The 24,569-nt window shown below is 60.1% G+C and carries 26 protein-coding genes; 13 read left to right on the top strand and 13 right to left on the bottom strand.

What is annotated here, in order from left to right; all coding sequences use genetic code 11:
* Positions 1-2: 2 nt before the first annotated feature.
* From cyoB to WCL58_RS14755, 5 genes are all read left to right on the top strand, one after another.
* Positions 3-1,994 carry a cytochrome o ubiquinol oxidase subunit I gene (gene cyoB / locus WCL58_RS14775; RefSeq protein ID WP_033637313.1) on the top strand — a complete coding sequence of 664 codons (1,992 nt, stop codon included), beginning with the start codon at positions 3-5 and terminating at the stop codon, positions 1,992-1,994.
* Entirely contained in the window at positions 1,984-2,598 is a 615-nt protein-coding gene (locus tag WCL58_RS14770; RefSeq protein ID WP_019454194.1) for a cytochrome o ubiquinol oxidase subunit III, read from the top strand. The genes cyoB and WCL58_RS14770 overlap by 11 nt, the downstream gene beginning before the upstream one ends.
* Positions 2,598-2,936: a cytochrome o ubiquinol oxidase subunit IV gene (locus WCL58_RS14765; RefSeq protein WP_004940369.1), complete on the top strand. Its 339-nt coding sequence runs from the start codon at positions 2,598-2,600 to the stop codon at positions 2,934-2,936. Before WCL58_RS14770 ends, WCL58_RS14765 begins: the two co-directional genes overlap by 1 nt.
* Before the next feature lie 17 nt (positions 2,937-2,953).
* Positions 2,954-3,844 carry a heme o synthase gene (gene cyoE / locus WCL58_RS14760; protein WP_025301761.1) on the top strand — a complete coding sequence of 297 codons (891 nt, stop codon included), beginning with the start codon at positions 2,954-2,956 and terminating at the stop codon, positions 3,842-3,844.
* 198 nt (positions 3,845-4,042) lie between these two features.
* Positions 4,043-5,407: an MFS transporter gene (locus WCL58_RS14755; protein WP_048232836.1), complete on the top strand. Its 1,365-nt coding sequence runs from the start codon at positions 4,043-4,045 to the stop codon at positions 5,405-5,407.
* Between the two features lie 34 nt (positions 5,408-5,441).
* Here the strand turns inward: WCL58_RS14755 and WCL58_RS14750 are convergent, their stop codons facing one another.
* The gene (locus WCL58_RS14750) at positions 5,442-5,933 is read right to left on the bottom strand and encodes a YajQ family cyclic di-GMP-binding protein (protein WP_025301759.1); all 492 of its coding nucleotides are present in this window, start codon (positions 5,931-5,933) and stop codon (positions 5,442-5,444) included.
* A 182-nt stretch (positions 5,934-6,115) separates the two neighbouring features.
* Here WCL58_RS14750 and panE point away from each other — a divergent pair, with 182 nt between their 5' ends.
* Both panE and yajL read left to right on the top strand, forming a co-directional pair.
* Complete coding sequence (panE, locus tag WCL58_RS14745) at positions 6,116-7,027, top strand: 2-dehydropantoate 2-reductase (protein WP_147839390.1); 912 nt, start codon at positions 6,116-6,118, stop codon at positions 7,025-7,027.
* Positions 6,990-7,580, top strand: a complete 591-nt coding sequence (yajL, locus tag WCL58_RS14740) for a protein deglycase YajL (RefSeq protein ID WP_063918839.1) — start codon at positions 6,990-6,992, stop codon at positions 7,578-7,580. The genes panE and yajL overlap by 38 nt, the downstream gene beginning before the upstream one ends.
* 66 nt (positions 7,581-7,646) lie before the next feature.
* Here yajL and thiI read toward each other — a convergent pair whose 3' ends face one another.
* A complete protein-coding gene (gene thiI, locus WCL58_RS14735) occupies positions 7,647-9,095 on the bottom strand; it encodes a tRNA uracil 4-sulfurtransferase ThiI (protein WP_047728729.1) in 1,449 nt (482 codons plus the stop codon).
* Positions 9,096-9,255: 160 nt separating this feature from the next.
* Between thiI and xseB the strand changes: the two genes are divergently transcribed.
* From xseB to WCL58_RS14715, 4 genes are all read left to right on the top strand, one after another.
* Positions 9,256-9,519 (top strand): exodeoxyribonuclease VII small subunit, encoded by a 264-nt coding sequence (xseB, locus tag WCL58_RS14730; RefSeq protein ID WP_015376838.1) that lies wholly within the window; start codon positions 9,256-9,258, stop codon positions 9,517-9,519.
* Positions 9,520-9,524: 5 nt separating this feature from the next.
* Positions 9,525-10,445 (top strand): (2E,6E)-farnesyl diphosphate synthase, encoded by a 921-nt coding sequence (gene ispA, locus WCL58_RS14725; RefSeq protein ID WP_047728733.1) that lies wholly within the window; start codon positions 9,525-9,527, stop codon positions 10,443-10,445.
* A 34-nt stretch (positions 10,446-10,479) separates the two neighbouring features.
* A complete protein-coding gene (gene dxs, locus WCL58_RS14720; RefSeq protein WP_055316790.1) occupies positions 10,480-12,345 on the top strand; it encodes a 1-deoxy-D-xylulose-5-phosphate synthase in 1,866 nt (621 codons plus the stop codon).
* 107 nt (positions 12,346-12,452) lie between these two features.
* The gene (locus WCL58_RS14715; protein ID WP_336851325.1) at positions 12,453-13,427 is read left to right on the top strand and encodes an aldo/keto reductase; all 975 of its coding nucleotides are present in this window, start codon (positions 12,453-12,455) and stop codon (positions 13,425-13,427) included.
* A 33-nt stretch (positions 13,428-13,460) separates the two neighbouring features.
* Here WCL58_RS14715 and pgpA read toward each other — a convergent pair whose 3' ends face one another.
* The 6 genes from pgpA to nrdR all read right to left on the bottom strand — a co-directional run bounded on the left by pgpA (position 13,461) and on the right by nrdR (position 17,576).
* Entirely contained in the window at positions 13,461-13,955 is a 495-nt protein-coding gene (gene pgpA, locus WCL58_RS14710) for a phosphatidylglycerophosphatase A (RefSeq protein ID WP_100396224.1), read from the bottom strand.
* The gene (thiL, locus tag WCL58_RS14705; protein ID WP_070915536.1) at positions 13,948-14,940 is read right to left on the bottom strand and encodes a thiamine-phosphate kinase; all 993 of its coding nucleotides are present in this window, start codon (positions 14,938-14,940) and stop codon (positions 13,948-13,950) included. The genes pgpA and thiL overlap by 8 nt, the downstream gene beginning before the upstream one ends.
* Positions 14,941-14,991: 51 nt before the next feature.
* A complete protein-coding gene (gene nusB / locus WCL58_RS14700; RefSeq protein WP_004940384.1) occupies positions 14,992-15,408 on the bottom strand; it encodes a transcription antitermination factor NusB in 417 nt (138 codons plus the stop codon).
* 20 nt (positions 15,409-15,428) lie between these two features.
* Positions 15,429-15,899: a 6,7-dimethyl-8-ribityllumazine synthase gene (gene ribH / locus WCL58_RS14695; protein WP_004940385.1), complete on the bottom strand. Its 471-nt coding sequence runs from the start codon at positions 15,897-15,899 to the stop codon at positions 15,429-15,431.
* 107 nt (positions 15,900-16,006) lie between these two features.
* On the bottom strand, positions 16,007-17,116 hold the full coding sequence (gene ribD, locus WCL58_RS14690) for a bifunctional diaminohydroxyphosphoribosylaminopyrimidine deaminase/5-amino-6-(5-phosphoribosylamino)uracil reductase RibD (protein ID WP_070915534.1): 1,110 nt from the start codon (positions 17,114-17,116) through the stop codon (positions 16,007-16,009).
* A gap of 10 nt (positions 17,117-17,126) precedes the next feature.
* Complete coding sequence (gene nrdR, locus WCL58_RS14685; protein WP_004940387.1) at positions 17,127-17,576, bottom strand: transcriptional regulator NrdR; 450 nt, start codon at positions 17,574-17,576, stop codon at positions 17,127-17,129.
* Between the two features lie 175 nt (positions 17,577-17,751).
* Between nrdR and WCL58_RS14680 the strand changes: the two genes are divergently transcribed.
* Positions 17,752-18,312 carry a DUF3251 domain-containing protein gene (locus tag WCL58_RS14680; RefSeq protein WP_336851324.1) on the top strand — a complete coding sequence of 187 codons (561 nt, stop codon included), beginning with the start codon at positions 17,752-17,754 and terminating at the stop codon, positions 18,310-18,312.
* Positions 18,313-18,376: 64 nt separating this feature from the next.
* Here WCL58_RS14680 and secF read toward each other — a convergent pair whose 3' ends face one another.
* The 5 genes from secF to queA all read right to left on the bottom strand — a co-directional run bounded on the left by secF (position 18,377) and on the right by queA (position 23,861).
* Positions 18,377-19,345: a protein translocase subunit SecF gene (gene secF, locus WCL58_RS14675; protein WP_019454209.1), complete on the bottom strand. Its 969-nt coding sequence runs from the start codon at positions 19,343-19,345 to the stop codon at positions 18,377-18,379.
* A gap of 10 nt (positions 19,346-19,355) precedes the next feature.
* A complete protein-coding gene (secD, locus tag WCL58_RS14670; protein WP_180548168.1) occupies positions 19,356-21,203 on the bottom strand; it encodes a protein translocase subunit SecD in 1,848 nt (615 codons plus the stop codon).
* Positions 21,204-21,227: 24 nt separating this feature from the next.
* Entirely contained in the window at positions 21,228-21,560 is a 333-nt protein-coding gene (yajC, locus tag WCL58_RS14665; protein ID WP_004940391.1) for a preprotein translocase subunit YajC, read from the bottom strand.
* 33 nt (positions 21,561-21,593) lie between these two features.
* On the bottom strand, positions 21,594-22,718 hold the full coding sequence (gene tgt, locus WCL58_RS14660) for a tRNA guanosine(34) transglycosylase Tgt (RefSeq protein WP_033647322.1): 1,125 nt from the start codon (positions 22,716-22,718) through the stop codon (positions 21,594-21,596).
* A gap of 72 nt (positions 22,719-22,790) precedes the next feature.
* Positions 22,791-23,861: a tRNA preQ1(34) S-adenosylmethionine ribosyltransferase-isomerase QueA gene (gene queA, locus WCL58_RS14655; RefSeq protein ID WP_016928878.1), complete on the bottom strand. Its 1,071-nt coding sequence runs from the start codon at positions 23,859-23,861 to the stop codon at positions 22,791-22,793.
* A 120-nt stretch (positions 23,862-23,981) separates the two neighbouring features.
* Between queA and WCL58_RS14650 the strand changes: the two genes are divergently transcribed.
* Entirely contained in the window at positions 23,982-24,563 is a 582-nt protein-coding gene (locus WCL58_RS14650) for an ACP phosphodiesterase (RefSeq protein ID WP_336851323.1), read from the top strand.
* The last annotated feature ends 6 nt before the right edge of the window (positions 24,564-24,569 follow it).

Genomic DNA, 24,569 nt, shown 5'->3' with positions numbered 1-24,569 from the left:
TGATGTTGGGAAAATTAACACTTGATGCGGTTCCGTACCACGAACCGATCATCATGGTCACCGTAGCCGCAATTATTGTCGGGGGCCTGGCAGTGCTGGCGCTGCTGACATATTTCGGCAAATGGAAGTGGCTGTGGAGCGAATGGCTGACTTCGGTCGACCATAAAAAAATTGGTATCATGTACATCATCGTGGCGATGGTCATGCTGCTGCGCGGCTTCGCCGACGCCATCATGATGCGTAGCCAGCAGGCGTTGGCGTCCGCCGGCGAAGCCGGGTTCCTGCCACCGCACCACTACGACCAGATCTTCACCGCGCACGGCGTTATCATGATCTTCTTCATGGCGATGCCTTTCGTAGTCGGCCTGATGAACGTCGTGGTGCCGCTGCAAATCGGTGCGCGCGACGTCGCCTTCCCGTTCCTGAACTCTCTGAGCTTCTGGTTCTTCGTGGTGGGCGTTGTGCTGATCAACATCTCCCTGGGGGTCGGTGAGTTCGCTCAGACCGGTTGGCTGGCGTATCCGCCGCTGTCCGGTAAAGAGTACAGTCCTGGCGTCGGGGTCGATTACTGGATCTGGAGTCTGCAGATTTCCGGTCTGGGTACCCTGCTGACCGGCGTGAACTTCTTCGCCACCATTCTGAAGATGCGTGCCCCTGGCATGCCTATGATGAAGATGCCGGTGTTCACTTGGGCGGCCCTGTGTACTAACGTCCTGATCATCGTTTCTTTCCCAATTCTGACCGTCACCATCGCGCTGCTGACCCTGGATCGCTATCTGGGCACCCATTTCTTCACCAATGATATGGGCGGCAACATGATGATGTACATCAACCTGATTTGGGCCTGGGGTCACCCAGAGGTGTATATCCTGGTTCTGCCGGTGTTCGGCGTGTTCTCCGAAGTCACCGCGACCTTCTCCAGAAAACGCCTGTTCGGCTATACCTCACTGGTATGGGCAACCATCGCGATCACCGTTCTGTCGTTCATCGTCTGGCTGCACCACTTCTTCACCATGGGGTCCGGCGCGAACGTTAACGCCTTCTTCGGTATCGCCACCATGATCATTTCCATCCCGACCGGGGTGAAAATCTTCAACTGGCTGTTCACCATGTATCAGGGCCGTATCAAGCTCAACTCCGCGATGCTGTGGACCGTTGGCTTCATCATCACCTTCTCCGTGGGTGGTATGACCGGCGTTCTGCTGGCGGTGCCGGGCGCGAACTTCGTGCTGCACAACAGCCTGTTCCTGATCGCTCACTTCCACAACGTCATCATCGGCGGCGTGGTGTTCGGTTGCTTCGCGGGCCTGACCTACTGGTTCCCGAAATCCTTCGGCTTCACGCTGAACGAAAAATGGGGCATCCGCGCGTTCTGGTTCTGGATCATCGGCTTCTTCACCGCCTTCATGCCGCTGTACGCATTGGGCTTTATGGGCATGACCCGTCGTATCAGCCAGAACATCAACCCTGAGTTCCACCCTCTGCTGCTGGTTGCAGCCGGCGGTGCAGCGCTGATCGCCTGCGGCATCCTGTGCCAGCTGATCCAGATCTTCGTCAGTATCCGTGACCGCGAACAGAACCGCGATCTGACCGGTGACCCATGGGGTGCTCGTACTCTGGAGTGGTCAACTTCGTCTCCACCGCCGTTCTATAACTTTGCCGTAGTGCCGCAGATTCATGACCGCGATGAATTCTGGGACATGAAAGAAAAAGGCGAAGCGTATAAGAAACCGGCTAAATACGAACCGATTCATATGCCTAAGAACACCGGCGCCGGCGTTATCATCGCCTTCTTCAGCCTGGTCTTCGGTTTCGCAATGATTTGGGAAATCTGGTGGATGGCTCTGGCCGGCTTCATCGGTATGATCGTTGTCTGGATCGGCAAGAGCTTCGATCACGATGTTGACTACTATGTGCAGGTTGATGAAATCGAGCGCATTGAGAACCAACACTACGAACAAATCCGTAAAGCAGGCGTGAACCATGTCAACTGAAACTCTGACCAATCATAACGCAGCCCATGCAGAGCATGGGCACCACGATGCGGGTGAGACCAAAGTCTTCGGATTCTGGATCTACCTGATGAGCGACTGTATTTTGTTTGCGAGCTTGTTCGCAACTTATGCAGTCCTGGTGAACGGGACCGCGGGCGGTCCCTCAGGCAAAGACATCTTCGACCTGAAGTTTGTCCTGGTCGAAACTTTCCTGCTGTTGTTCAGCTCCATCACCTACGGCATGGCGATGATCGCCATGAACAAGGGTAAAGTTGGCGGTGTAAACACCTGGCTGTTCCTGACCTTCCTGTTTGGTCTGGGCTTTGTGGCGATGGAAATCTATGAATTCCATCACCTGATCGCCGAAGGCTTCGGTCCGGATCGCAGCGCGTTCCTGTCCAGCTTCTTCGCGCTGGTCGGCACCCACGGTCTGCACGTAACTTCCGGCCTGATTTGGATCATCGTGATGATGATTCAGGTGAGCAAGTTCGGCCTGACCGCGACCAACAAAACCCGCCTGATGTGCCTGAGCCTGTTCTGGCACTTCCTGGACGTGGTCTGGATCTGCGTATTTACCGTTGTCTACCTGCTGGGGGTTATGTAATGAGCCATTCATCCCATGAAACCTCTCACGGCGGCGCAAGCCACGGCAGCGTGAAGTCATACCTGATCGGCTTTATCCTGTCGATCATCCTGACGGTAATTCCATTTGCGATGGTAATGAACGGCACTGCCTCTCATTCCACCATCCTGGCGGTTGTTGTCGGTATGGCGGTTATCCAGGTGATTGTTCACCTGGTTTACTTCCTGCACATGAACACCTCATCGGAAGAGCGCTGGAACCTGGTGGCATTGCTGTTCACCGCTATGATCATCGGTATCGTTGTTGTAGGTTCACTCTGGATTATGTACAACCTCAACATCAATATGATGGTCGATTAAGAGCTGAGCTGCACGTGATGATTAAGCAATACCTGCAAGTCACTAAACCAGGAATTATTTTCGGCAATTTAATTTCTGTCGTTGGGGGATTCCTGCTCGCTTCCAAAGGGAGCATCGACTATCCCCTGTTTCTCGCCACCCTGGTGGGTGTCTCGTTGGTGGTCGCGTCGGGCTGTGTGTTTAACAACTACATCGACCGCGACATCGACAAGAAAATGGAGAGAACGAAGAATCGGGTGCTGGTAAAAGGCCTGATCGCGCCGAGTGTCACCCTGGTTTATGCGACCGCTTTGGGTATTGTGGGCTTTGCGTTGCTGTATATCGCGGCCAACCCGCTGGCCATGTGGCTGGCGGTGATGGGCTTCGTGGTTTATGTCGGCGTTTACAGCCTGTACATGAAACGCCACTCGGTCTACGGCACGCTGATCGGCAGCCTGTCGGGCGCCGCGCCGCCGGTTATCGGCTATTGCGCGGTGACCAACGAGTTCGACGCCGGCGCGTTGATCCTGCTGGCTATCTTTAGCCTGTGGCAGATGCCGCATTCTTATGCGATCGCTATCTTCCGCTTTAAAGATTACCAGGCGGCCAACATTCCGGTCCTGCCGGTGGTGAAAGGCATTTCCGTCGCCAAGAACCACATCACGGTCTACATCCTGGCGTTTATGATCGCCACGCTGATGCTGACCCTGGTAGGTTATGCCGGCTACAAGTACCTGATCGTCGCTGCGGCGGTGAGCGTATGGTGGCTCGGCATGGCGCTGCGCGGTTACAAGACCGAAAACGACAGCGTCTGGGCGCGTAAACTGTTCGTGTTCTCCATCGTCGCCATCACCTCGCTGAGCGTGATGATGTCGATCGACTTCAGCGCCACGGCGGCGCCTGAAGCGCTGGTGACCTACGTTTGGTAAGCCAAATCATCTGTGAATGGGCCGCTTTTGCGGCCCATTTTATTTGTCACGCCGAAAAGCGGCCGAACTGTAATATCTGTTAAACAACATTCGATTTACCCCCCCTGCCCTGCACACTAAAATGACGCAGCTTTACAGAAGTCATGCCATCAGGCGCTGTTTCAACGTCTGATGGCATGGTTTTTACCGAGGTTTGATGTGAACGATAATTCAATGACCCCGCAGGAGCGCCGCGCCACCTGGGGATTGGGCACCGTATTCTCCCTGCGCATGCTCGGCATGTTTATGGTACTGCCGGTGCTGACCACCTACGGCATGGCGCTCAACGGCGCCAGCGAAGCGCTGATCGGCATCGCCATCGGCATCTACGGCCTGGCGCAGGCGGTGTTTCAAATCCCGTTCGGCCTGGTGTCCGATCGCATCGGCCGCAAGCCGCTGATCGTCGGCGGCCTGCTGATCTTTGCCCTCGGCAGCGTGATCGCCGCCGCGACCGATTCGATCTGGGGCGTGATCCTCGGCCGCGCGCTGCAAGGCTCCGGCGCGATCGCCGCCGCGGTCATGGCGCTGCTCTCCGATCTGACCCGCGAGCAGAACCGCACCAAGGCGATGGCGTTTATCGGCGTCAGCTTCGGCATCACCTTTGCCATCGCCATGGTATTGGGCCCTATCATCACCCACGCCTTCGGCCTGCATGCGCTGTTCTGGATGATCGCCGTACTGGCGCTGGCCGGCATTGTCATCACCCTGGCGGTAGTGCCTTCCGCCGACACTCACCTGCTGAACCGCGAGTCCAGCATCGTGCGCGGCAGCTTCCGCAAAGTGCTGAGCAACTCGCGCCTGCTGAAGCTCAACTTCGGCATCATGTGCCTGCATATCCTGCTGATGTCGAGCTTCGTGGCGCTGCCGCTGGCGATGGAAAAAGCCGGGCTGGCGGCCAGCGAGCACTGGATCGTCTACCTGGTCACCATGCTGGTGTCGTTCGCCGCCGTGGTGCCTTTCATCATCTATGCCGAAAAATATCGCCGCATGAAGCAGGTCTTTATGGGCTGCGTGGCGGTGCTGTTCTGCGCCGAAGTGCTGCTGTGGCTCTCCGGCGCACATCTGTGGGGCATTATCGCCGGCGTGCAGCTGTTCTTCATGGCCTTCAACGTGATGGAAGCCATTCTGCCTTCGCTGATCAGCAAAGAATCGCCTGCCGGCTACAAGGGCACCGCGATGGGGGTCTACTCCACCAGCCAGTTTATCGGCGTGGCGATCGGCGGCAGCCTCGGCGGCTGGCTTTACGGTTTGCAGGGGGCGGGCTTGGTGTTTATCGCCGGCGCCGTGCTGGCCGCAGTCTGGTTCCTGGTCAGCAGCACCATGAAAGAGCCGCCGTATGTCAGCAGCCTGCGCATTACACTGTCGGAACTGGCGGTGAAGGATTCGGCGCTGGAAAGCCGCCTGAAGGCGCAGCCCGGCGTGGCCGAGGCGATCGTGGTGCCGGAAGAGCGCAGCGCCTACGTCAAGGTGGATACCAAGCAGACCAATCGCGGTCAGCTGGAAGCGCTGGTCAATTCGCTGTAAATAAACGGGGCCGGCAATGCCGGCCCCGTAGAGATTAATCGCGGAAGTTCTTGAACTGGAACGGCTGCCCCAGATCGCCGCCGCGCACCAGCGCCATCACGCTCTGCAAATCGTCGCGTGACTTGCCGGTCACCCGCACTTCTTCGCCCTGGATCTGCGCCTGCACTTTCAGCTTGCTGTCTTTGATCAGCTTGACGATTTTCTTCGCCACAGAGGTTTCAATCCCCTGCTTCAGCTTGGCTTCCACGCTGTAGGTTTTACCGCTGTGGGTAAACTCTTCCGGGATCTCCAGCGCGGCGCCGTCGATGCTGCGCTTGCTCAGCTTTTCGCGCAGAATATCGAGCAGCTGCTGCACCTGGAAATCAGACTCGGTGGCAACCTTGATGCTTTGGTCTTTCTCGTTTAGCTCAAAGCTGGCCGGCACGTTGCGAAAATCCCAGCGGGTGCCGAGATCGCGGGTGGCGTTCTCAACGGCGTTACGCACTTCCTGCATATCAATTTCGGAAACGATGTCGAAAGATGGCATACTTCTTCCTCCTGAATGAGTGCCTAATAGCTTAGGCGATTTTGATGCCGAGCATGATAACCGCTTTGCCGCCTCAGACAAAATCTGCTGAACGCACGCAGGGATAGCGCTTCGGGCTGCCATAAAGCCTATAGTTAATTCACGGTAATTGAGCGGTATTCCCGTGTTTCCAAGGAGACTGAATGAAAATAACCATTCTTGGTTGCGGCGCGCTCGGACAACTGTGGCTCTCCCGGCTGTATCAGCAGGGCCACGATGTACAGGGATGGCTAAGAGTGCCGCAGCCTTTTTGCGCGGTGAACGTGATAGAGCCGGAAGGCGTCTCGTTTAATCGCAACTTGCCCACTAACGATCCGCAGCACCTTGCGCAAAGCGAGCTGCTGCTGGTGACGCTGAAAGCCTGGCAGGTGTCCAGCGCGGTCAGCGCGCTGCTGCCGAAGCTGAACCCCCAGTGCGCCATTTTGCTGCTGCACAACGGCATGGGCACCCAAGAGGAGCTGCCGCCGAACGGCCAGCCGATCCTGCAGGGCACCACCACCCACGCCGCGCGCCACGAAGGCAGCACCATTATCCACGTCGCCACCGGCATCACCCACATCGGCCCGACCTCGCCGGCCGCCCAGCACCTCAGCCACCTGGCGGAAGTGCTGCATCAGGCGCTGCCCGACGTTGCCTGGCACAACAACATCGCCTCGGCCAACTGGCGCAAGCTGGCGGTCAACTGCGTGATCAACCCGCTGACGGCGCTGTACGGCTGCCGTAACGGCGATCTGCAGCGTTACCCGGAACAGATCGAAACGCTGTGCCGTGAAGTCGCCAGCGTGATGGCGATGGAGGGCTACCACACCTCCTGCGAAGGCCTGATGCAATACGTGATGGACGTGATCCACAGCACCGCCGACAACGTTTCGTCGATGCTGCAGGACATCCGCAACCAGCGGCACACCGAGATCGACTACATCACCGGCTATCTGCTGCGCCGCGCGCGCAGCCACGGCCTCACGCTGCCGGAGAATGCGCGGCTGTTTGAACTGATTAAACGAAAGGAAAATGAATATGAGCGTATCGGCGCTGGTCTGCCTGGCACCTGGTAGCGAAGAAACCGAAGCCGTCACTGCCATCGATCTGCTGGTGCGGGCGGGCGTAAAAGTCACTACCGCCAGCGTTGCCGGCGACGGCGAGCTGACTATCGTCTGTTCGCGCGGCGTCAAACTGCTGGCCGACGCGCCGCTGGTGGCGATCGTCGATGAGCCGTTCGACGCCATCGTGCTGCCCGGCGGCCTGAAAGGCGCAGAATGCTTCCGCGACAGCCCGCTGCTGGTAGAAAAGGTGCGGCAGATGCATCTGCAGGGCAACATCGTCGCCGCCATCTGCGCGGCACCGGCGCTGGTGCTGCAGCACCACGATCTGTTCCCGGTCGGCAACATGACCGGCTTCCCTGGCCTGAAAGACCAGATCCCGGCGGATAAATGGATGGAGCGCCGCGTGGTGTACGACGCCCGCGTCAACCTGCTCACCAGCCAGGGGCCGGGCACCGCGATGGAGTTCGCGCTGAAGCTGATAGACCTGCTGCTCGGCAAGGCCAAAGCGGCGGAGATCGCCGCGCAGCTGGTGCTGATCCCGGGGATGTACGATTTTCGCGACTGAGCGGCTTGCCGATAAAAAAAGGGCTGAACACCGGTTCAGCCCTTGTCGTTTATGCCGCTCCGTGCGTTACGGGCGATAAACCTTCACGTTGCTGAAGCCTTGCTCCAGCAGGTACAGCGCCTGCAGGCGGCTCATCACGCCGCGCTCGCAATACAGCAGATAGGTTTTGCTCTGATCCAGATCGCCGAACTGGGTGCTCAGCTTGTAGAACGGTAGCGCTTTCACTTCAACCTGTTCCAGCTGCAGCGGCTTCTCTTCCTGCTCGTCGTTGGAGCGGATATCCAGGATCACCTCGTCGGCGCCGAAGGCCGCGACGGTTTCCACCTCGGTCACCTGCTCCTGTGCCTGCTCGGCGATAGAGCGAATATCGACGTTCTTCGCTTCGCTCACCACCCGGTCGAGAATGCTGAAATCGAAGTGGCTCTCTTCCTCTTCGATCTTGGCCTTGATCGCTTTCACCGTCGGGCTCTTCGAAATCACACCGCAGTATTCCGGCATGGTTTTGGCGAAGTCTTCGGTGCCGATTTCGCGCGCCAGTTTGATGATGTGCTCTTTATCGTGCGAGATCAGCGGACGCAGGATCAGGGTATCGGACGCATTGTCGATCAAACGCAGGTTGGTCAGCGTCTGGCTGGAGACCTGCCCCAGCGCCTCGCCGGTCACCAGCGCCTGCACGCCGTAGCGTTCGGCCACTTGCGAAGCGGCTCGCACCATCATGCGCTTGAGCACCACGCCCATCTGGCCGTCGTCGACCTTCTCCAGGATCTCACCCACCACCGGCTCGAAGTCGATGGCGACGAAGCGCACCTTATGCGAGCTGGCGAAGCGATTCCACAGGTAGTGCGCCACCTGCTTCACGCCGATCTCGTGCGCGGCGCCGCCCAGGTTGAAGAAGCAGAAGTGCACGCGGCAGCCGCGGCGCATCAGCATGTAGCTGGACACGCCCGAGTCGAAACCGCCGGAAATCAGCGACATTACGTCTTCCTGAGTGCCGACCGGGTAACCGCCGATGCCTTCGAGGCGGCGTTTGACCAGCATCAGCTTGTCGTCTTCGATCTCCAGGTTTACCGTGACCTGCGGGCGGGTCAGGTTAACGCGCGCGCTTTCGATGTGTTGGTTCAGGCCGCCGCCGACGTAGCGCTCCACGTCCTGCGAGTTGAACGCCTGCTTGCCGCGGCGCTTGACGCGCACGCAGAAGGTTTTGCCTTCCAGCTGGGCGCGGTAGGCTTCCAGCGTCTGCTCAAAGATGTGGTGGATATCGGTATAAGCGCGATCTTCCACTTCCAGAATATGGTGGATACCGGGAATACGCGTCAGGGCGTCGGCAATGATCGGCCGCTGGTTTTCATCTTTGGCGCGAACTTCGATATGATCCCAGTGACGGACGACCGCCAGCGTTTCATCATACTGCTTCAGGACGTTGCGAATATTGGTCGAGAGAATCTTGATAAAGCGCAAGCGCACAGATTGGCTCTTGATGGTGATTTCCGGGAACAATTTAATGATAAACTTCATGGCGGTCTTTGTTGTCAGATAAGAATTACGGCGCGGAGTATATCACCATATCGCCGTGCTCTGCGCACAAAACCACACATGAGCGCCATGATTTGCTAATCAAGATCCGCTAGGATAGGCTCTGGCGCCACGGTTCACATGATGACGTAAAAAGAAAATTATGCCGAAAAAACCAGCACAATCAGCCAGTACAGAGCAAACTGCCAGCTTTGAAAGCGCCCTCGGCGAGCTGGAAAGCATCGTGACGCGTCTGGAATCAGGCGAACTGCCGCTGGAAGACGCGCTGAACGAGTTCGAACGCGGCGTACAGCTGGCGCGTCAGGGCCAGCAGAAACTGCAACAGGCGGAACAGCGTGTGCAGATACTTCTTAACGACAGCGCTGACGATGCGGCGCTGGCGCCTTTCACACCGGATGCCGAGTAACCGACATGTCTGAGATCGCCCCATCGGCCGCTTTTGCCGATCAACTGCAGATTTTCCGCCAGCGCGCCGATCGCGCGCTGCTGGACTTCATCGCCCCGCTGCCGTTCAACGACGGCAACATGGTGGCGGCGATGCGTCACGGCGCCTTACTGGGCGGCAAGCGCCTGCGCCCGTTCCTGGTGTACACCACCGGCCAGATGTTCGGCGTGTCGCTGGCTAACCTGGACGCGCCGGCGGCGGCGGTGGAATGCATTCACGCCTACTCGCTGATCCACGACGATCTGCCGGCGATGGACGACGACGATCTGCGCCGCGGCCAGCCGACCTGCCACATTAAATTCGGCGAAGCCAACGCGATACTGGCCGGCGATGCGCTGCAAACGCTGGCGTTTTCGATCCTGGCCGATGCCGAAATGCCTGACGTGGCCCTGCGCGATCGGCTGGCGATGGTCTCTGAACTGGCGACCGCCAGCGGCGTAGCCGGCATGTGCGGCGGCCAATCGCTGGATCTGGAAGCCGAAGGCAAGCGCGTTGATCTGCAGGCGCTGGAGCAGATCCACCGCCATAAAACCGGCGCGCTGATCCGCGCGGCGGTGCGCCTGGGCGCGCTGAGCGCCGGCGAAGCCGGGCGCGCGGCGCTGCCGCAGCTGGATCGTTACGCCGCTGCGGTTGGCCTGGCGTTCCAGGTACAGGATGACATTTTGGACGTTGTCGGCGAGACTGAAAAAATCGGCAAGCGCCAGGGAGCGGACCAACAACACGGAAAGAGTACCTACCCGGCGTTACTCGGGCTTGACAGCGCGAAAGCAAAAGCGTGGGATCTCTATCAGGAAGCATTAGCTGCATTGGACACTTTGGCAGCGCAATCTTATAACACAGCGCCATTGCGAGCGTTAGCCAGCTTCATTATTGAACGCGACAATTAACGTATGACGTTAACTCCTCTGATATGAGTATCGAATGAGTCTTGATATAGCCAAATACCCAACCCTGGCGCTAGCGGAAAACCCCGAGGAACTCCGCTCACTGCCCAAAGAGAGCTTGCCGAAGCTGTGCGATGAGCTGCGGCAATACCTGCTGAACAGCGTCAGTCGCTCCAGCGGCCACTTTGCCTCCGGGCTGGGTACCGTCGAACTGACGGTGGCGTTGCATTTCGTCTACAACACGCCGTTCGATCACCTGGTGTGGGACGTCGGCCACCAGGCCTACCCGCACAAAATTCTGACCGGCCGCCGCGACCGTATCGCCACCATTCGGCAAAAAAACGGCCTGCATCCGTTCCCGTGGCGCGCCGAAAGCGAATACGACGTGCTGTCGGTCGGCCACTCGTCGACCTCGATCAGCGCCGGCCTAGGCATGGCGGTGGCGGCGGAGCGTGAAGGCAAAGGCCGCCGCACGGTGTGCGTGATCGGCGACGGCGCCATCACCGCCGGCATGGCGTTCGAAGCGATGAACCACGCCGGCGACATCAACCCGGACATGCTGGTAGTGCTGAACGACAATGAGATGTCGATCTCGGAAAACGTCGGCGCGCTGAACAATCACCTGGCGCAGCTGCTGTCCGGCAAGCTTTACTCCACCCTGCGCGAAGGCGGCAAGAAAGTGCTGGCCGGCGTGCCGCCGATCAAGGAGCTGGTGAAACGCACCGAAGAGCACCTGAAAGGCATGGTGGTGCCGGGCACGCTGTTCGAAGAGCTGGGTTTCAACTACATCGGCCCGGTAGACGGGCACGACGTGCAGGGGCTGGTTGCCACGTTGAAAAACATGCGCGATCTGAAAGGCCCGCAGCTGTTGCACATCATGACCAAGAAAGGCCGCGGTTACGCACCGGCGGAGAAGGATCCGATCAGCTTCCACGCCGTACCGAAGTTCGATCCTGCCAGCGGTACGCTGCCGAAAAGCGCCGGCGGTCTGCCGACCTATTCGAAAATCTTCGGCGACTGGCTGTGTGAAACCGCCGCCAAAGACAGCTCGCTGATGGCAATCACGCCGGCCATGCGCGAAGGTTCCGGCATGGTGCAGTTCTCCCGCGACTACCCGCAGCAATATTTCGACGTGGCGATCGCCGAGCAGCACGCGGTCACCTTCGCCGCCGGGCTGGCGATCGGCGGCTACAAGCCGGTGGTGGCGATCTATTCCACCTTCCTGCAGCGCGCCTACGACCAGCTGATCCATGACGTGGCAATCCAGAACCTGCCGGTGATGTTCGCCATCGATCGCGGCGGCATCGTCGGCGCCGACGGCCAGACTCACCAGGGGGCGTTCGATCTGTCGTTCATGCGCTGCATCCCGACCATGGTGATCATGACGCCGAGCGACGAGAACGAATGCCGCCAGATGCTGTATACCGGCTATCACTACAATGCCGGCCCGAGCGCCGTGCGCTATCCGCGCGGCACCGGCACCGGCGCGGCGCTGGAGCCGCTCAGCCTGCTGCCGATCGGCAAAGGCGTGGTACGCCGCCAGGGGGAGAAGATCGCCATTCTCAACTTCGGCACCCTGCTGCCGGAGGCCGCGCAAGCGGCGGAAGCGCTCAACGCCACGCTGGTCGACATGCGCTTCGTCAAACCGCTGGACGAGCAGCTGGTGCTCGAACTGGCCGCCAGCCATGAAACGCTGGTCACGCTGGAAGAGAACGCGATCATGGGCGGCGCCGGCAGCGGCGTTAACGAACTGCTAATGGCCAAACGCCGTCCGGTGCCGGTGCTGAACCTCGGCCTGCCGGACAGCTTCGTCTCGCAGGGCACCCAGGAAGAACTGCGCGCCGATCTGGGGTTGGATGCCGCCGGCATTCAGCGGCAAATCGAAACCTGGCTGGCACAGTAATCGCCACTCGCGCCTGACAAAACGCCTCCGCCTTCGGGGGCGTTTTCATTTCCGCCCTCCGGGATCCGCGCTACAGTTACTGTCTGAGCTGTGAATGGGAGGCAAGCATGAAGTACCTGAAACTGGGCAACACCGATCTGAACGTCTCGCGCATCTGCCTGGGTTGCATGACCTACGGCGAACCAAACCGCGGCAATCACGCCTGGACGCTGCCGGAAGAGAGCAGCCGTCCGCTGCTGAAACAGGCGCTGGAAGCCGGCATCAACTTTTTCGACACCGCCAACAGCTATTCCGACGGCAGCAGCGAGGAAATCCTCGGCCGGGCGCTGCGCGACTATGCGCGCCGCGAAGACGTGGTGATCGCCACCAAGGTGTATTTCCCGCTGAGCAACCTGAAGCGCGGTTTATCGCGCGTCAACATCATGCAGTCCATCGACGACAGCCTGCGGCGCCTGGGCACCGACTATGTCGATTTGCTGCAAATCCATCGCTGGGATTACGAAACGCCGCTGGAAGAGACGCTGGAAGCGCTGCACGACGTGGTGAAAGCCGGTAAGGCGCGTTACATCGGCGCCTCCTCGATGTACGCCTGGCAGTTCGCCAAGGCGCTGTATACCGCCGATCTGCACGGCTGGACGCGCTTCGTCAGCATGCAGGATCAATACAACCTGATTCAGCGCGAAGAAGAGCGCGAAATGCATCCGCTGTGCGCCGCCGAAGGCATCGCCGTGCTGCCGTGGAGCCCGCTGGCGCGCGGCCGCCTGACCCGCCCCTGGGGCGAAACCACCGCGCGGCTGGTTTCCGACCAGTTCGGCAAGAGCCTGTACGAAGACACTGAAGGCATCGACGCCATTATCGCCGAGCGGGTCGCCAGCCTCGCCGAGGAACGCGGCGTTTCACGCGCGCAGATCGCACTGGCCTGGCTGCTGAACAAACCGGCGGTCAGCGCGCCGATCGTCGGCGCTTCGCGCAGCGAACAGCTGGACGACGCCATCGCCGCGGTCGATTTGAGTTTGTCGCCGCAAGAGGTGGCGGAACTGGAGACGGCTTACGTGCCGCATCGGGTGACGGGATTTGAATAAAGAGAAGCGGGCGCGAAACAGCGCGCCCGTCTGTCAGAACAGCCCGATCGGCCAGTGGTGCCCAATCAGGTAGATGATGCCGGCGGACAGCACGCCGGCGATGATATCGTCGACCATGATGCCCATGCCGCCATGCACGTTGCGGTCGAACCAGCGGATCGGCCACGGTTTCCACATATCCAGAATGCGGAAGATGACGAAACCGGCGACAACCCAGCGCCAGTCGTTGACCGGCAGCGCCATCAGCGTGATCCACATGCCGACGAACTCGTCCCAGACGATGCTGCCGTGATCGTGCACCTTCATGTCTTTTGCCGTGCGGTGGCAAATATAGACGCCGATGCAGATGCTGAACATCACCGCCAGCGAGTAAAGCTGCCACGGTAGCTGGATCAGCAGCAGCCAGAACGGGATCGCCGCCAGCGATCCCATGGTGCCCGGCATCACCGGCGACAAACCGCTGCCAAACCCGGTGGCCAGCAGGTGCCACGGATTGCTCATCCGCAGCCGACGCTTGGCCTCATCCATGGGTGCCCGGCTCCGCGTTGAAATGATCGAACCCAATCCAATCCAGCTCTACCGCTTCGTCGTTGCGATAATAGCGGATGCCTTCAGACAGCGGGCCAATTTGGCCGATGCAGGTGTAGTCGGCCCCGAGGTGGCTCAGCGCCACTTCCAGCGCGCCGCGGTTGATCTCCGGCACGGTGAAGCACAGCTCATAATCTTCGCCGCCCGCCAGCGCCCAGCGCAGCGCCTGCTCGGCATCGGCGTGGCTGCTCAGCGCCTGCGACATCGGCAGCTCGTCCAGCACGATGCGCGCGCCACAGTCGCTGGCCTTCAGGATATGCTTCAGATCGGAAATCAGGCCGTCGGAGATGTCGATCGCCGAGCTGGCCAGATCCCGCAGCGCCTGCCCCTGCAGCACCCGCGGCTGCGGCCGCAGATGGCGGGCGACCAGATAATCGCGCGCCGCCGCATCCTTCACCGCCAGGCGATCCTGCAGGATCGCCAGACCGGCGGCGCTGTCGCCCAGCGTGCCGGTCACATAGATCCAGTCGCCGATGCGCGCACCGCTGCGGGTCAGCGCCCGGCCGGCCGGGATCAACCCCTGAATGGTCAACGTCATGCTCAGCGGCCCGCGCGTGGTATCGCCGCCGATCAGTTGCATGCCATAATAGTTGAGCTGATCGAACAGGCTGTCGCTGAAGGCCTTCAGCCAGGGCTCGTCCACCTCCGGCAGGGTCAGCGCCAGCGAAAGCCAGGCCGGATCGGCGCCCATCGCCGCCAGATCGCTCAGATTGACCGCCAGCGCCTTATAGCCGAGATCGGCCGGATCGATGTCCGGCAGGAAGTGAATGCCCGCGACCAACGTATCGGTACTGACGGCCACCAGCTGTTTTTCCGGCACTGCCAGCAGTGCGCAGTCATCTCCAATGCCCAACTGTACATCCCGGCGCACGCGCTTAAACCGGTCAAAATAGCGGGCAATGAGGTCAAATTCGCCGCATGCCATATCGATATTCCACTAGAAGAAATTAAGGCCGGGAATGCCGGCCTTAAAGTTTTACTTTTTCTTGCGAAGGGTTGGCGCCACTTTATCCAGCACCCCGTTCACAAACTTGTGGCTGTCTTCCGCGCCGAAGGTTTTCGCCAGTTCGATCGCTTCGTTGATTGCCACCTTGTAAGGGACATCCTCGCGCATTTTCAGTTCAAACAGCGCGACGCGCAGCACCGCGCGCTCCACCTGGCCCAGCTCTTCGAGCTGACGCGACAGGTAAGGCGCCATCAGTTCGTCCAGCATACCTGCATTCACTGCCGCGCCGGACAGCAACTCGCGAAAATAGGCGACGTCAACATCTTTGACATCCTGCTCCGTCAGGAACTGGTGTTCAACATCGGCAAGGTCGTTTTTAGACAACTGCCAAGAGTAAAGCGCTTGAACAGCGCACTCACGAGCGCGGCGACGAGCAGCAGGTTTCACGGAATTCCCCTTAACTAAATTCAGGCTTTAATAGCTTTGATAACATTAATCATTTCAAGTGCGGTCAGCGCGGCTTCAGCGCCCTTGTTGCCCGCTTTGGTGCCGGCGCGTTCGATCGCCTGCTCGATGCTTTCGGTGGTCAGCACGCCAAAAGCAACCGGGATTTCGGCATTCATCGCAACGTTGCCGATGCCGGAGCTGGCTTCGCCCGCCACATATTCGAAGTGCGCGGTGCCCCCACGGATAACGGTGCCCAGCGCGATAACCGCGTCGTATTTGCCGGTTTTGGCCAATACGCTCGCCGTCAGCGGCAGCTCGTAAGCGCCCGGGACCCAGACAACGGTGATGTTGTCGTCAGCAACCTGACCAATGCGTTTCAGCGCGTCGATGGCGCCTTCCAGCAGGCTGTCGTTGATGAAATTGTTAAAACGTGCAATTGCGATCGCCACACGGGCATTTGGAGTAGCAACAACACCTTCGATAACTTTCATGGGCTTTCCTTAAAAATGGGTTCAATACCCCGCAGGGGGGCGGATTCTATCATATTCTTTCATCGCCTGCGCGGCGCTTTTGTAAAACCGGCGCGCGGGCGCGAGATTCAGTGTTTCGCCCGCAGGCGCAAACGCAGATCGGGGCCGACCTGACGCACGTCGCTAAAGACGAATTCCGGCGCGTCAGCCAATCGCTCCAGGCCCGGCAGGTGGCACAGGCCACGGCCATTATCGCCCAACAGTTTCGGCGCGATGTACAAAATGAGCTCATCCACCAGGCCGGCCTGCAGCAGCGCGCCGGCCAGCGATGCGCCCGCCTCCACCCAGATTGAATTCACCTGGCGCTTGGCCAACAGCATCATCATCACCACCAGATCGACGCCGCCGCCGTGCGCCGGGCAGATAAACTGCTCAACGTCTTGCGGCCAGGTCTGTTCATCCGCCTGCAGGCGCGCCAGCCAGGTGGCGCCCGGCTGCTGCACCACGCGGTGCTGCGGGGTAATGCGGTTTTGGCTGTCGAGCAGGATGCGCAGCGGCTGGCGTAGATTGTCGCGCGGATAGAGGCGCTGCGTCTCGGCGTCCAATTCATCCCAACGCACCGTCAGCGACGGATCGTCCGCCAGCACGGTGGCGCTGGTGCTGAGAATGGCGGCGCTCTGCGCGCGCAGGCGCTGCACGTCCTGACGCGCTTCGGGTGAGGTGATCCACTGGCTCTCGCCGGAGGCCATCGCCGTGCGGCCGTCCAGCGACGCGCCCAGCTTCAGCTGCACGTAAGGGAAGCCGGTGCGCATGCGCTTGAGGAAGCCCAGATTGACCGCTTCGGCCTCGGCCAGCATCAGGCCGTGCCGCACCTCGAGGCCGGCCTGCTGCAGCTTGTACAGCCCGCGCCCCGCCACCTGCGGGTTAGGATCTTGCATCGCCGCGACCACCCGCGTCACGCCGGCGGCCACCAGCGCATCGGCACAGGGCGGCGTGCGGCCGTGATGGCTGCACGGCTCGAGCGTGACATAGGCGGTAGCGCCGCGCGCCTTGTCGCCCGCCATGCGCAGCGCGTGCACTTCCGCGTGCGGCTCGCCGGCGCGCAGATGATAGCCTTCACCGACAATTTCGCCGTCGCGCACGATAACGCAGCCGACGTTCGGATTGGGTGCGGTGGTAAAACGCCCCAGCCGCGCCAGTTCGAAGGCGCGCGCCATGTAAAATTCGTCGTGATGCATGAAAGATCCTTTAGTCTTGCAGGCGGGCAATCTCTTCGCCGAACTCGCGCACGTCTTCGAAGCTGCGGTACACCGACGCGAAGCGAATATAGGCGACCTTATCCAGCTTTTTCAGCGCGTCCATCACCAGATTGCCCACCAGTTTGGTCGGCACTTCGCGTTCGCCGGTGGCGCGCAGTTGGGATTTGATATGGTTAAGGGCGTTTTCCACGTCGTCCGAGCTGACCGGGCGCTTTTCCAGCGCTTTCAGCATGCCGCGGCGCAGTTTGTCTTCGTTGAACGGCTCGCGCACCTCATCGCTTTTAATCACTCGCGGCATCACCAGCTCGGCCACCTCAAAGGTGGTGAAGCGTTCATTGCACACCAGACACTGGCGGCGACGGCGCACTTGCGAACCGTCCCCCACCAGGCGGGAATCAATGACTTTGGTATCAACGGCGGCGCAGAAAGGGCAATGCATAACACGTCCTGATAAACGTTTTTTATAGATAAATGCAGTTTACCCCGAAGTGCAGCCACAACAAAGGGCGGCGGCCATTTGTTGCGACACGCGGCCAGGAAGCGGCGCCGATATGACTTTCCCCTCCGGGCGGACTAAGCTGATAACAGGAGATTCAGCATAGGAAATCGCCGTCATGACAACCTGTTACCCCAAAATCGCCCTGCTCGCCGCCGCCGTGTTGCTGGCGGGCTGCGCGCACAACGCCGCCGTGCCTCAGCTGCGCCATCAGGTCGCCGCGCTGAACCAGAAAGTGAGCGTGCTGACCGATCAAACCACCGCGCTGGAGCGGCAGAATCAGCTCAATCAGCACTCCGACAACGGCGTCTACCTGCTGCCGGCAGCCCGGAGCGCCGCCTGTTTGCAGAGCAGCCTCGGCGAACTGAGCGTTTCGCTGAGCCACATCAAGAGCGAAGCCAACGGCACGCAGGCGCAGCTGCATGTGCGCATCCTCTCGCAGGCCACGCTGCCGCCGTTCAACGCGGTGGTGGAATGGGGCCCACTGGATGAAGCCACCGGCCGGCCGTTGACCGCCGAGGCGCTGTCGCAACCGATCGCCAGCGCCGATTCACTGCTGCCAAAACCCGGCCAGGACTTCGAACTGCGCTTCAGCGGCCTGACGCCGGAACAGCTGGGCTATATCCGCCTGCACAGTCTGGTTTCGACCGCCCAACCGGCGGTGGTGCAGCCGCACTGAAACCCTAAGCAAAAAAAAGGAGCGCCATCGGCGCTCCTTCTCATTTCGCTGAATACTGCTGCGGTTAAGGCAGAATCGAAGGCTGATCTGCGCCCTCTTTTTCCACTTTTTGCTGCAGCATGTGTTCGCGTTTCATCCCCAGCTTCAACGCCAGCGCGGACGCGACGTAGATGGAGGAAACGGTACCGATCGACACGCCGATCAGCATCGCCAGCGAGAAGCCTTGCAGCATCGCGCCACCGAAGATGTACAGCATCAGCACCACCATCAGGGTGGTCCCGGAAGTCATCAGCGTACGGCTCAGCGTCTGGGTCAACGACACGTTCATGATTTCGTAAGGCGTGCCGCGGCGGATCTTGCGGAAGTTCTCACGAATACGGTCGGAAACCACGATGCTGTCGTTCAGCGAGTAACCGATAACCGACATCAGGGACGCGACGATGGTCAGGTCAATCTCGATGTGGAACAGCGACAGCACGCCCAGCGTGATGATCACGTCGTGCGCCAGCGCGATAACCGCCCCCAGCGCCAGGCGCCATTCGAAGCGGAAACCGACGTAGATCAGGATACAGATCAACGCCACCAGCAGCGCCATGCCGCCGGTTTGCGCCAGCTCGCTGCCCACGCTCGGGCCGACGAACTCAATGCGCTTCACGGTGGCGTTTTTGTCCACCGAGTCGTTGATCACGCCGATCACCTTGTTGCCCAGTTCCTGGCCTGCGGTGCCGGTCGCCGGTGGCATACGCACCATCACGTCGCGGCTGCTGCCGAAGTTCTGGATGATCGGATCCTGGAACCCGGCCTTCTCCAGCGTATCGCGCATCAGGTCGAGATTGGCCGGTTTCTCCAGGTTGATTTCAATCACCGTACCGCCGGTGAAATCCAGACCCCAGTTAAACCCGCGCACCGACATGGTGGCGATCGACGCGACCAACAGCACCAACGAGATGCCGAAGGCCACGTAGTCCCAGCGCATAAAGTCGTAGACTTTACGGCCGTAGTTGAGTTGCTCAACAGTATAATCCTGTGCCACAACGCACTCCTCAGATAGACAGCTTGTTAATGCGTTTGCCGCCGTAAAGCAGGTTGACGATGGCACGGGTACCGACAATCGCGGTGAACATGGACGTCGCCACACCGATAGCGGTGGTGATCGCAAAGCCTTTGATCGAACCGGTGCCCACTGCGTACAGGATGACCGCGGTGATCAGCGTGGTGATGTTGGCGTCGACGATACTGGAGAACGCGCCTTTATAGCCCTCATGGATCGCCTGCTGAACGGACCTGCCGTTCTTCAGCTCTTCCTTGATACGTTCGTTAATCAGTACGTTGGCGTCAACCGCCACCGCCAGCGTCAACACGATCCCGGCAATGCCCGGCATGGTCAGCGTCGCCCCCGGCAACAGGGACATCACGCCGACGATCAGCACCAGGTTGGCGACCAGCGCCGTGGTGGCGATCACGCCGAACTTACGGTACCAGACCACCATGAAGACGATGGACGCCACCAGGCCCCACAGACAGGCTTCCAGACCTTGGGTGATGTTCTGCTGACCCAGGGTTGGACCGATGGTGCGCTCTTCGACGATCTGAATCGGCGCGATCAGCGCGCCCGCACGCAGCAGCAGCGAAAGCTGACGCGCTTCGTTCGGGTTGCCAATACCGGTGATGCGGAAGCTGTTGCCCAGACGCGACTGAATGTTCGCCACGTTGATCACTTCTTCCTGTTTCACCAGCACCGCACGGCCGTTGGCGTCTTTCTTGCCGCTGTCCTTATACTCCACGAACAGGGTCGCCATCGGCTTGCCGATGTTGTCCTTGGTGAAGTTGGACATGGACGTGCCGCCGGCGCTGTCCAGCGAGATGTTAACCTGCGGCTGGTTGTATTCGTCGCTGCTCGAGGTAGAGTCGGTGATGTGGTCACCGGTCAGGATCACGCGCTTGTACAGCACGATCGGCTGGCCGTCACGGGTGTATTTCACCTCGGAGTCGCCCGGCACGCGGCCGTTGGCCGCCGCAGTGGCGTCCGCATTGGTGTTCACCAGACGGAATTCCAGGGTCGCGGTGGCGCCCAGAATTTCTTTGGCGCGCGCGGTGTCCTGAATGCCCGGCAGCTCGACCACGATGCGGTCGGCGCCCTGGCGCTGCACCAGCGGTTCGGCGACGCCGAGCTGGTTGACGCGGTTACGCAGGATAGTGATGTTCTGCTGGACGGCGTATTCGCGCGCTTCGCTCAGACGGGCGTCCGTCAGGCTGGCTTTCATGGTGTTGGCGCCGTTGGCGGACAGCACCAGATCGCGCTGACGCGGGCCGATGTAGCTGATGGCCTGATCGCGGGCCGCATCGTCACGGAAGCGAACTTCCACGCCGTTGTTGTCCAGCTTGCGGATAGACGCATAAGGAATGCCCTTCTCGCGCAGCTCGCTGCGCAGGGTATCCATGGTCTGTTCCTGCAGCTTGCTCAGCGCGGTGTCCATGTCCACTTCCATCAGGAAGTGCACGCCGCCGCGCAGGTCCAGGCCGAGTTTCATCGGCTCTGCGCCCAGCATGGCCAGCCAGGTCGGCGTGGCCGGCGCCAGGTTCAGCGCCACGACGAATTTGTCACCCAGCTCGGTCACCAGCGCTTCGCGGGCGCGCAGCTGAACGTCAGGATCTTTAAAGCGAGCCAGGATGGCGCCATTTTCCAGCGCAATCGACTTGCTCGCAATGTTGTCTTTTTCTAATACGGTACGGACCTGGTCCAGCGTAGTTTCACTGGCGGCGACGCCGCGCGCGCCAGTGATTTGTACGGCCGGATCCTCACCGTAGATGTTGGGAAGCGCATAAAGCAGACCGACGAGGATCACGACGATCAACATCAGATACTTCCACAAAGGATAACGGTTTAGCACGGCAATTCCCTTCGGGAAAAAAGATTACAGGGCCTTCATGGTACCTTTCGGCAGAACGGCCGCCACGAAGTCACGCTTGATCATCACTTCCGTGGTGTCGTTCAGCGCGATGGCGATGATGCCGGTGTCGGCCACTTTGGTCACGCGACCGATCAGGCCGCCGGTGGTCAGCACTTCGTCGCCTTTACCGATGGAGTCCATCAGCTTCTTGTGATCTTTCGCGCGCTTCTGCTGTGGGCGCAGGATCATGAAGTAGAAGATCAGGCCGAACACCACCAGCATAATGATCAGAGAGTACGGGCTTCCCTGAGCCGGGGCCCCTGCGGATGCGACGGCGTCAGAAATGAAAAAGCTCATTGAAATTCCCTCATTAAGTTATCAATTATTAGATCAAGCGTTTAAAGGCGGAATCGGCTTGCCGATCCGACCATAGAAATCCGCAACAAACTGCTCTAATTTACCCTCTTCGATAGCCTGGCGTAAACCCGCCATGAGGCGCTGGTAGTGACGCAGGTTATGAATCGTGTTCAGTCGAGCACCCAATATTTCGTTGCAACGGTCGAGATGGTGCAAGTAGGCGCGGCTGTAATGGCGACACGTGTAGCAATCACAGTCCTTATCCAGCGGAGAAGTATCATCCTTGTGCTTGGCATTACGGATTTTTACCACACCGTCAGTCACGAACAGATGGCCGTTGCGGGCGTTGCGGGTCGGCATGACGCAGTCGAACATGTCGATACCGCGACGCACGCCTTCCACCAAATCTTCCGGCTTGCCGACGCCCATCAAATAGCGTGGCTTATCTTCCGGAATTTGCGGGCAAACGTGTTCAAGAATGCGATGCATATCCTCTTTCGGCTCGCCTACAGCCAAGCCGCCCACAGCGTACCCGTCAAAGCCGATATCCACCAGCCCTTTGACGGAAACATCACGTAAATCTTCGTAAACACCGCCCTGAATGATGCCGAACAGCGCATTTTTATTTTCCAGCTCGTCGAAACGCTTGCGGCTGCGCTCCGCCCAGCGCAGCGACATTTCCATCGAACGCTTGGCGTAGTCCCAGTCGGCCGGATACGGCGTACATTCGTCGAAGATCATCACGATGTCGGAACCCAGGTCATACTGGATTTCCATCGATTTTTCCGGGCTCAGGAACACCTTGTCGCCGTTGATCGGGTTGCGGAAGTACACGCCTTCCTCTTTGATCTTGCGCATCGCCCCCAGGCTGAATACCTGGAAACCGCCGGAATCGGTAAGGATCGGCCCATGCCACTGCATGAAGTCGTGCAGATCGCCGTGCAGTTTCATGATCTCCTGGCCCGGGCGCAGCCACAGGTGGAAGGTGTTGCCCAGCAGGATCTGCGCGCCGGTCTCTTTCACTTCTTCCGGCGTCATGCCCTTGACCGTACCGTAGGTACCGACCGGCATAAAGGCCGGGGTTTCCACCACGCCGCGGTCGAAGATCAGGCGGCCGCGACGCGCGCGGCCATCGGTAGTTTGTAGTTCGTACTTCACAAAGCCTCCAGCATCAGAGAAACAGTCTGATGTCGTTGAAACGGGGCCGCGCCGTGGGCGCAGCCCGGGAAATTAACCGCCGACGGACTCGTTTTCCGCCTGCGGGTTACGGCTGATGAACATCGCATCGCCGTAGCTGAAAAAGCGATACTGCTCGGCCACCGCCTGCTGATAGGCGTTCATGGTATTTTTATAGCCGGCGAAGGCCGACACCAGCATGATCAAGGTCGATTCCGGCAGGTGGAAATTGGTCACCAGCGCGTCGATCACCTGGTAGTGATAGCCCGGATAGATAAAGATGCTGGTGTCGCCGAAGAACGGCGCAATCAGCGCCTCTTTGCTGGCCGCCGCGGCGCTTTCCAGCGAACGCACCGAGGTGGTGCCCACCGCCACGACGCGTTTGCCGCGCGCCTTGCAGGCCAGCACCGCATCGACCACGTCCTGCGGCACTTCGGCGTATTCGGCGTGCATCACGTGATCTTCGATGGTTTCCACGCGCACCGGCTGGAAGGTGCCGGCGCCGACGTGCAGCGTCACGAACGCCATTTCCACGCCCTTGGCGCGCAGCGCCGCCAGCAGCGGTTCGTCGAAGTGCAGGCCGGCGGTCGGCGCGGCGACCGCGCCGGGTTTCTCGCTGTAGACCGTCTGATACAGCTCGCGGTCCGCGTCTTCATCCGGGCGGGCGATATAAGGCGGCAGCGGCATGTGGCCGGCGGCGTTGAGGATAGTGAACACGTCGCGTTCGTCGTTGAAGCGCAGCTCGAACAGCGTCTCGTGGCGCGCCACCATGGTGGCGGCGATGCTCTCGTCATCCCCCAACAGCAGCTCGGCGCCCGGCTTCGGCGCTTTCGACGCACGCACGTGCGCCAGCACGCGATGGTCGTCCAGTACGCGCTCCACCAGCACTTCAATCTTGCCGCCGCTGACCTTGCGGCCGAACATGCGCGCCGGGATCACGCGGGTATTGTTGAACACCAGCAGGTCGCCGGCTTCCAGCTTATCCAGCAGATCGGTGAATACGCCGTGCGTCAGCGCCCCGCTCGGCCCGTCCAGCTGCAGCAGGCGGCATGCGCTGCGTTCGGCCTGGGGATAGTGGGCAATCAGGGATTCGGGAAGTTCAAACGAAAAATCAGCGACGCGCATGGGTATTCACTTCTTCAATTTAGGGCTGGTTGGTAAAAAACAGGCGGCCTAGTCTAAAGCCGGGGGCGGTCAGCGGCAAGAAATAAGGAGGATTTGCCTGACTTCGGGTATAGTTGAGGGATGAATTTTCTCGCTCATCTTCACCTGGCCATGCTGGCGGACAGCTCGCTGCTGGGCAACCTGCTGGCCGATTTCGTGCGCGGCAACCCCGCCGCCGACTACCAGCCCGACGTGGTGGCCGGCATCATGATGCACCGCCGCGTCGACGTGCTGACCGACAGCCTGCCGCAGGTCAAAGCCAGCCGCGACTATTTCAGCGCCCCCTACCGCCGCGTGGCGCCGATCACCCTCGACGTGGTGTGGGACCATTTTCTGGCGCGCCACTGGCAGCAGCTGGAGCCTTCGCGCGACCTGCACCAGTTTACCCAGGAAGCCCGCAGCCAGATCGAACCTTTTCTGCCACTCACGCCGCCGCGCTTTCAAAACCTGAACGGCTACCTGTGGCCGGAACGCTGGCTGGAGCGCTACGCCGAATTGCCGTTCATCGCCCGGGTGCTGCAGGGCATAGCCAGCCGCCGCCCGCGCCTCGATGCGCTGGCCGGCTCGTTCGCCGACGTCGAGCAACATTATCATCAGCTTGAAACACAGTTCTGGCAGTTTTACCCGCAAATGATGCGGCAGGCGAAGGACAAAGCGCTCTGAGGTCAA

The organism is Serratia sp. TMDUHS_CL (assembly GCF_037137105.1).
Classification (GTDB): domain Bacteria; phylum Pseudomonadota; class Gammaproteobacteria; order Enterobacterales; family Enterobacteriaceae; genus Serratia; species Serratia nevei.
The sequence above is the reverse complement of the archived record's forward strand: the minus strand, read 5'-3'. Positions and strand labels throughout refer to the sequence as shown.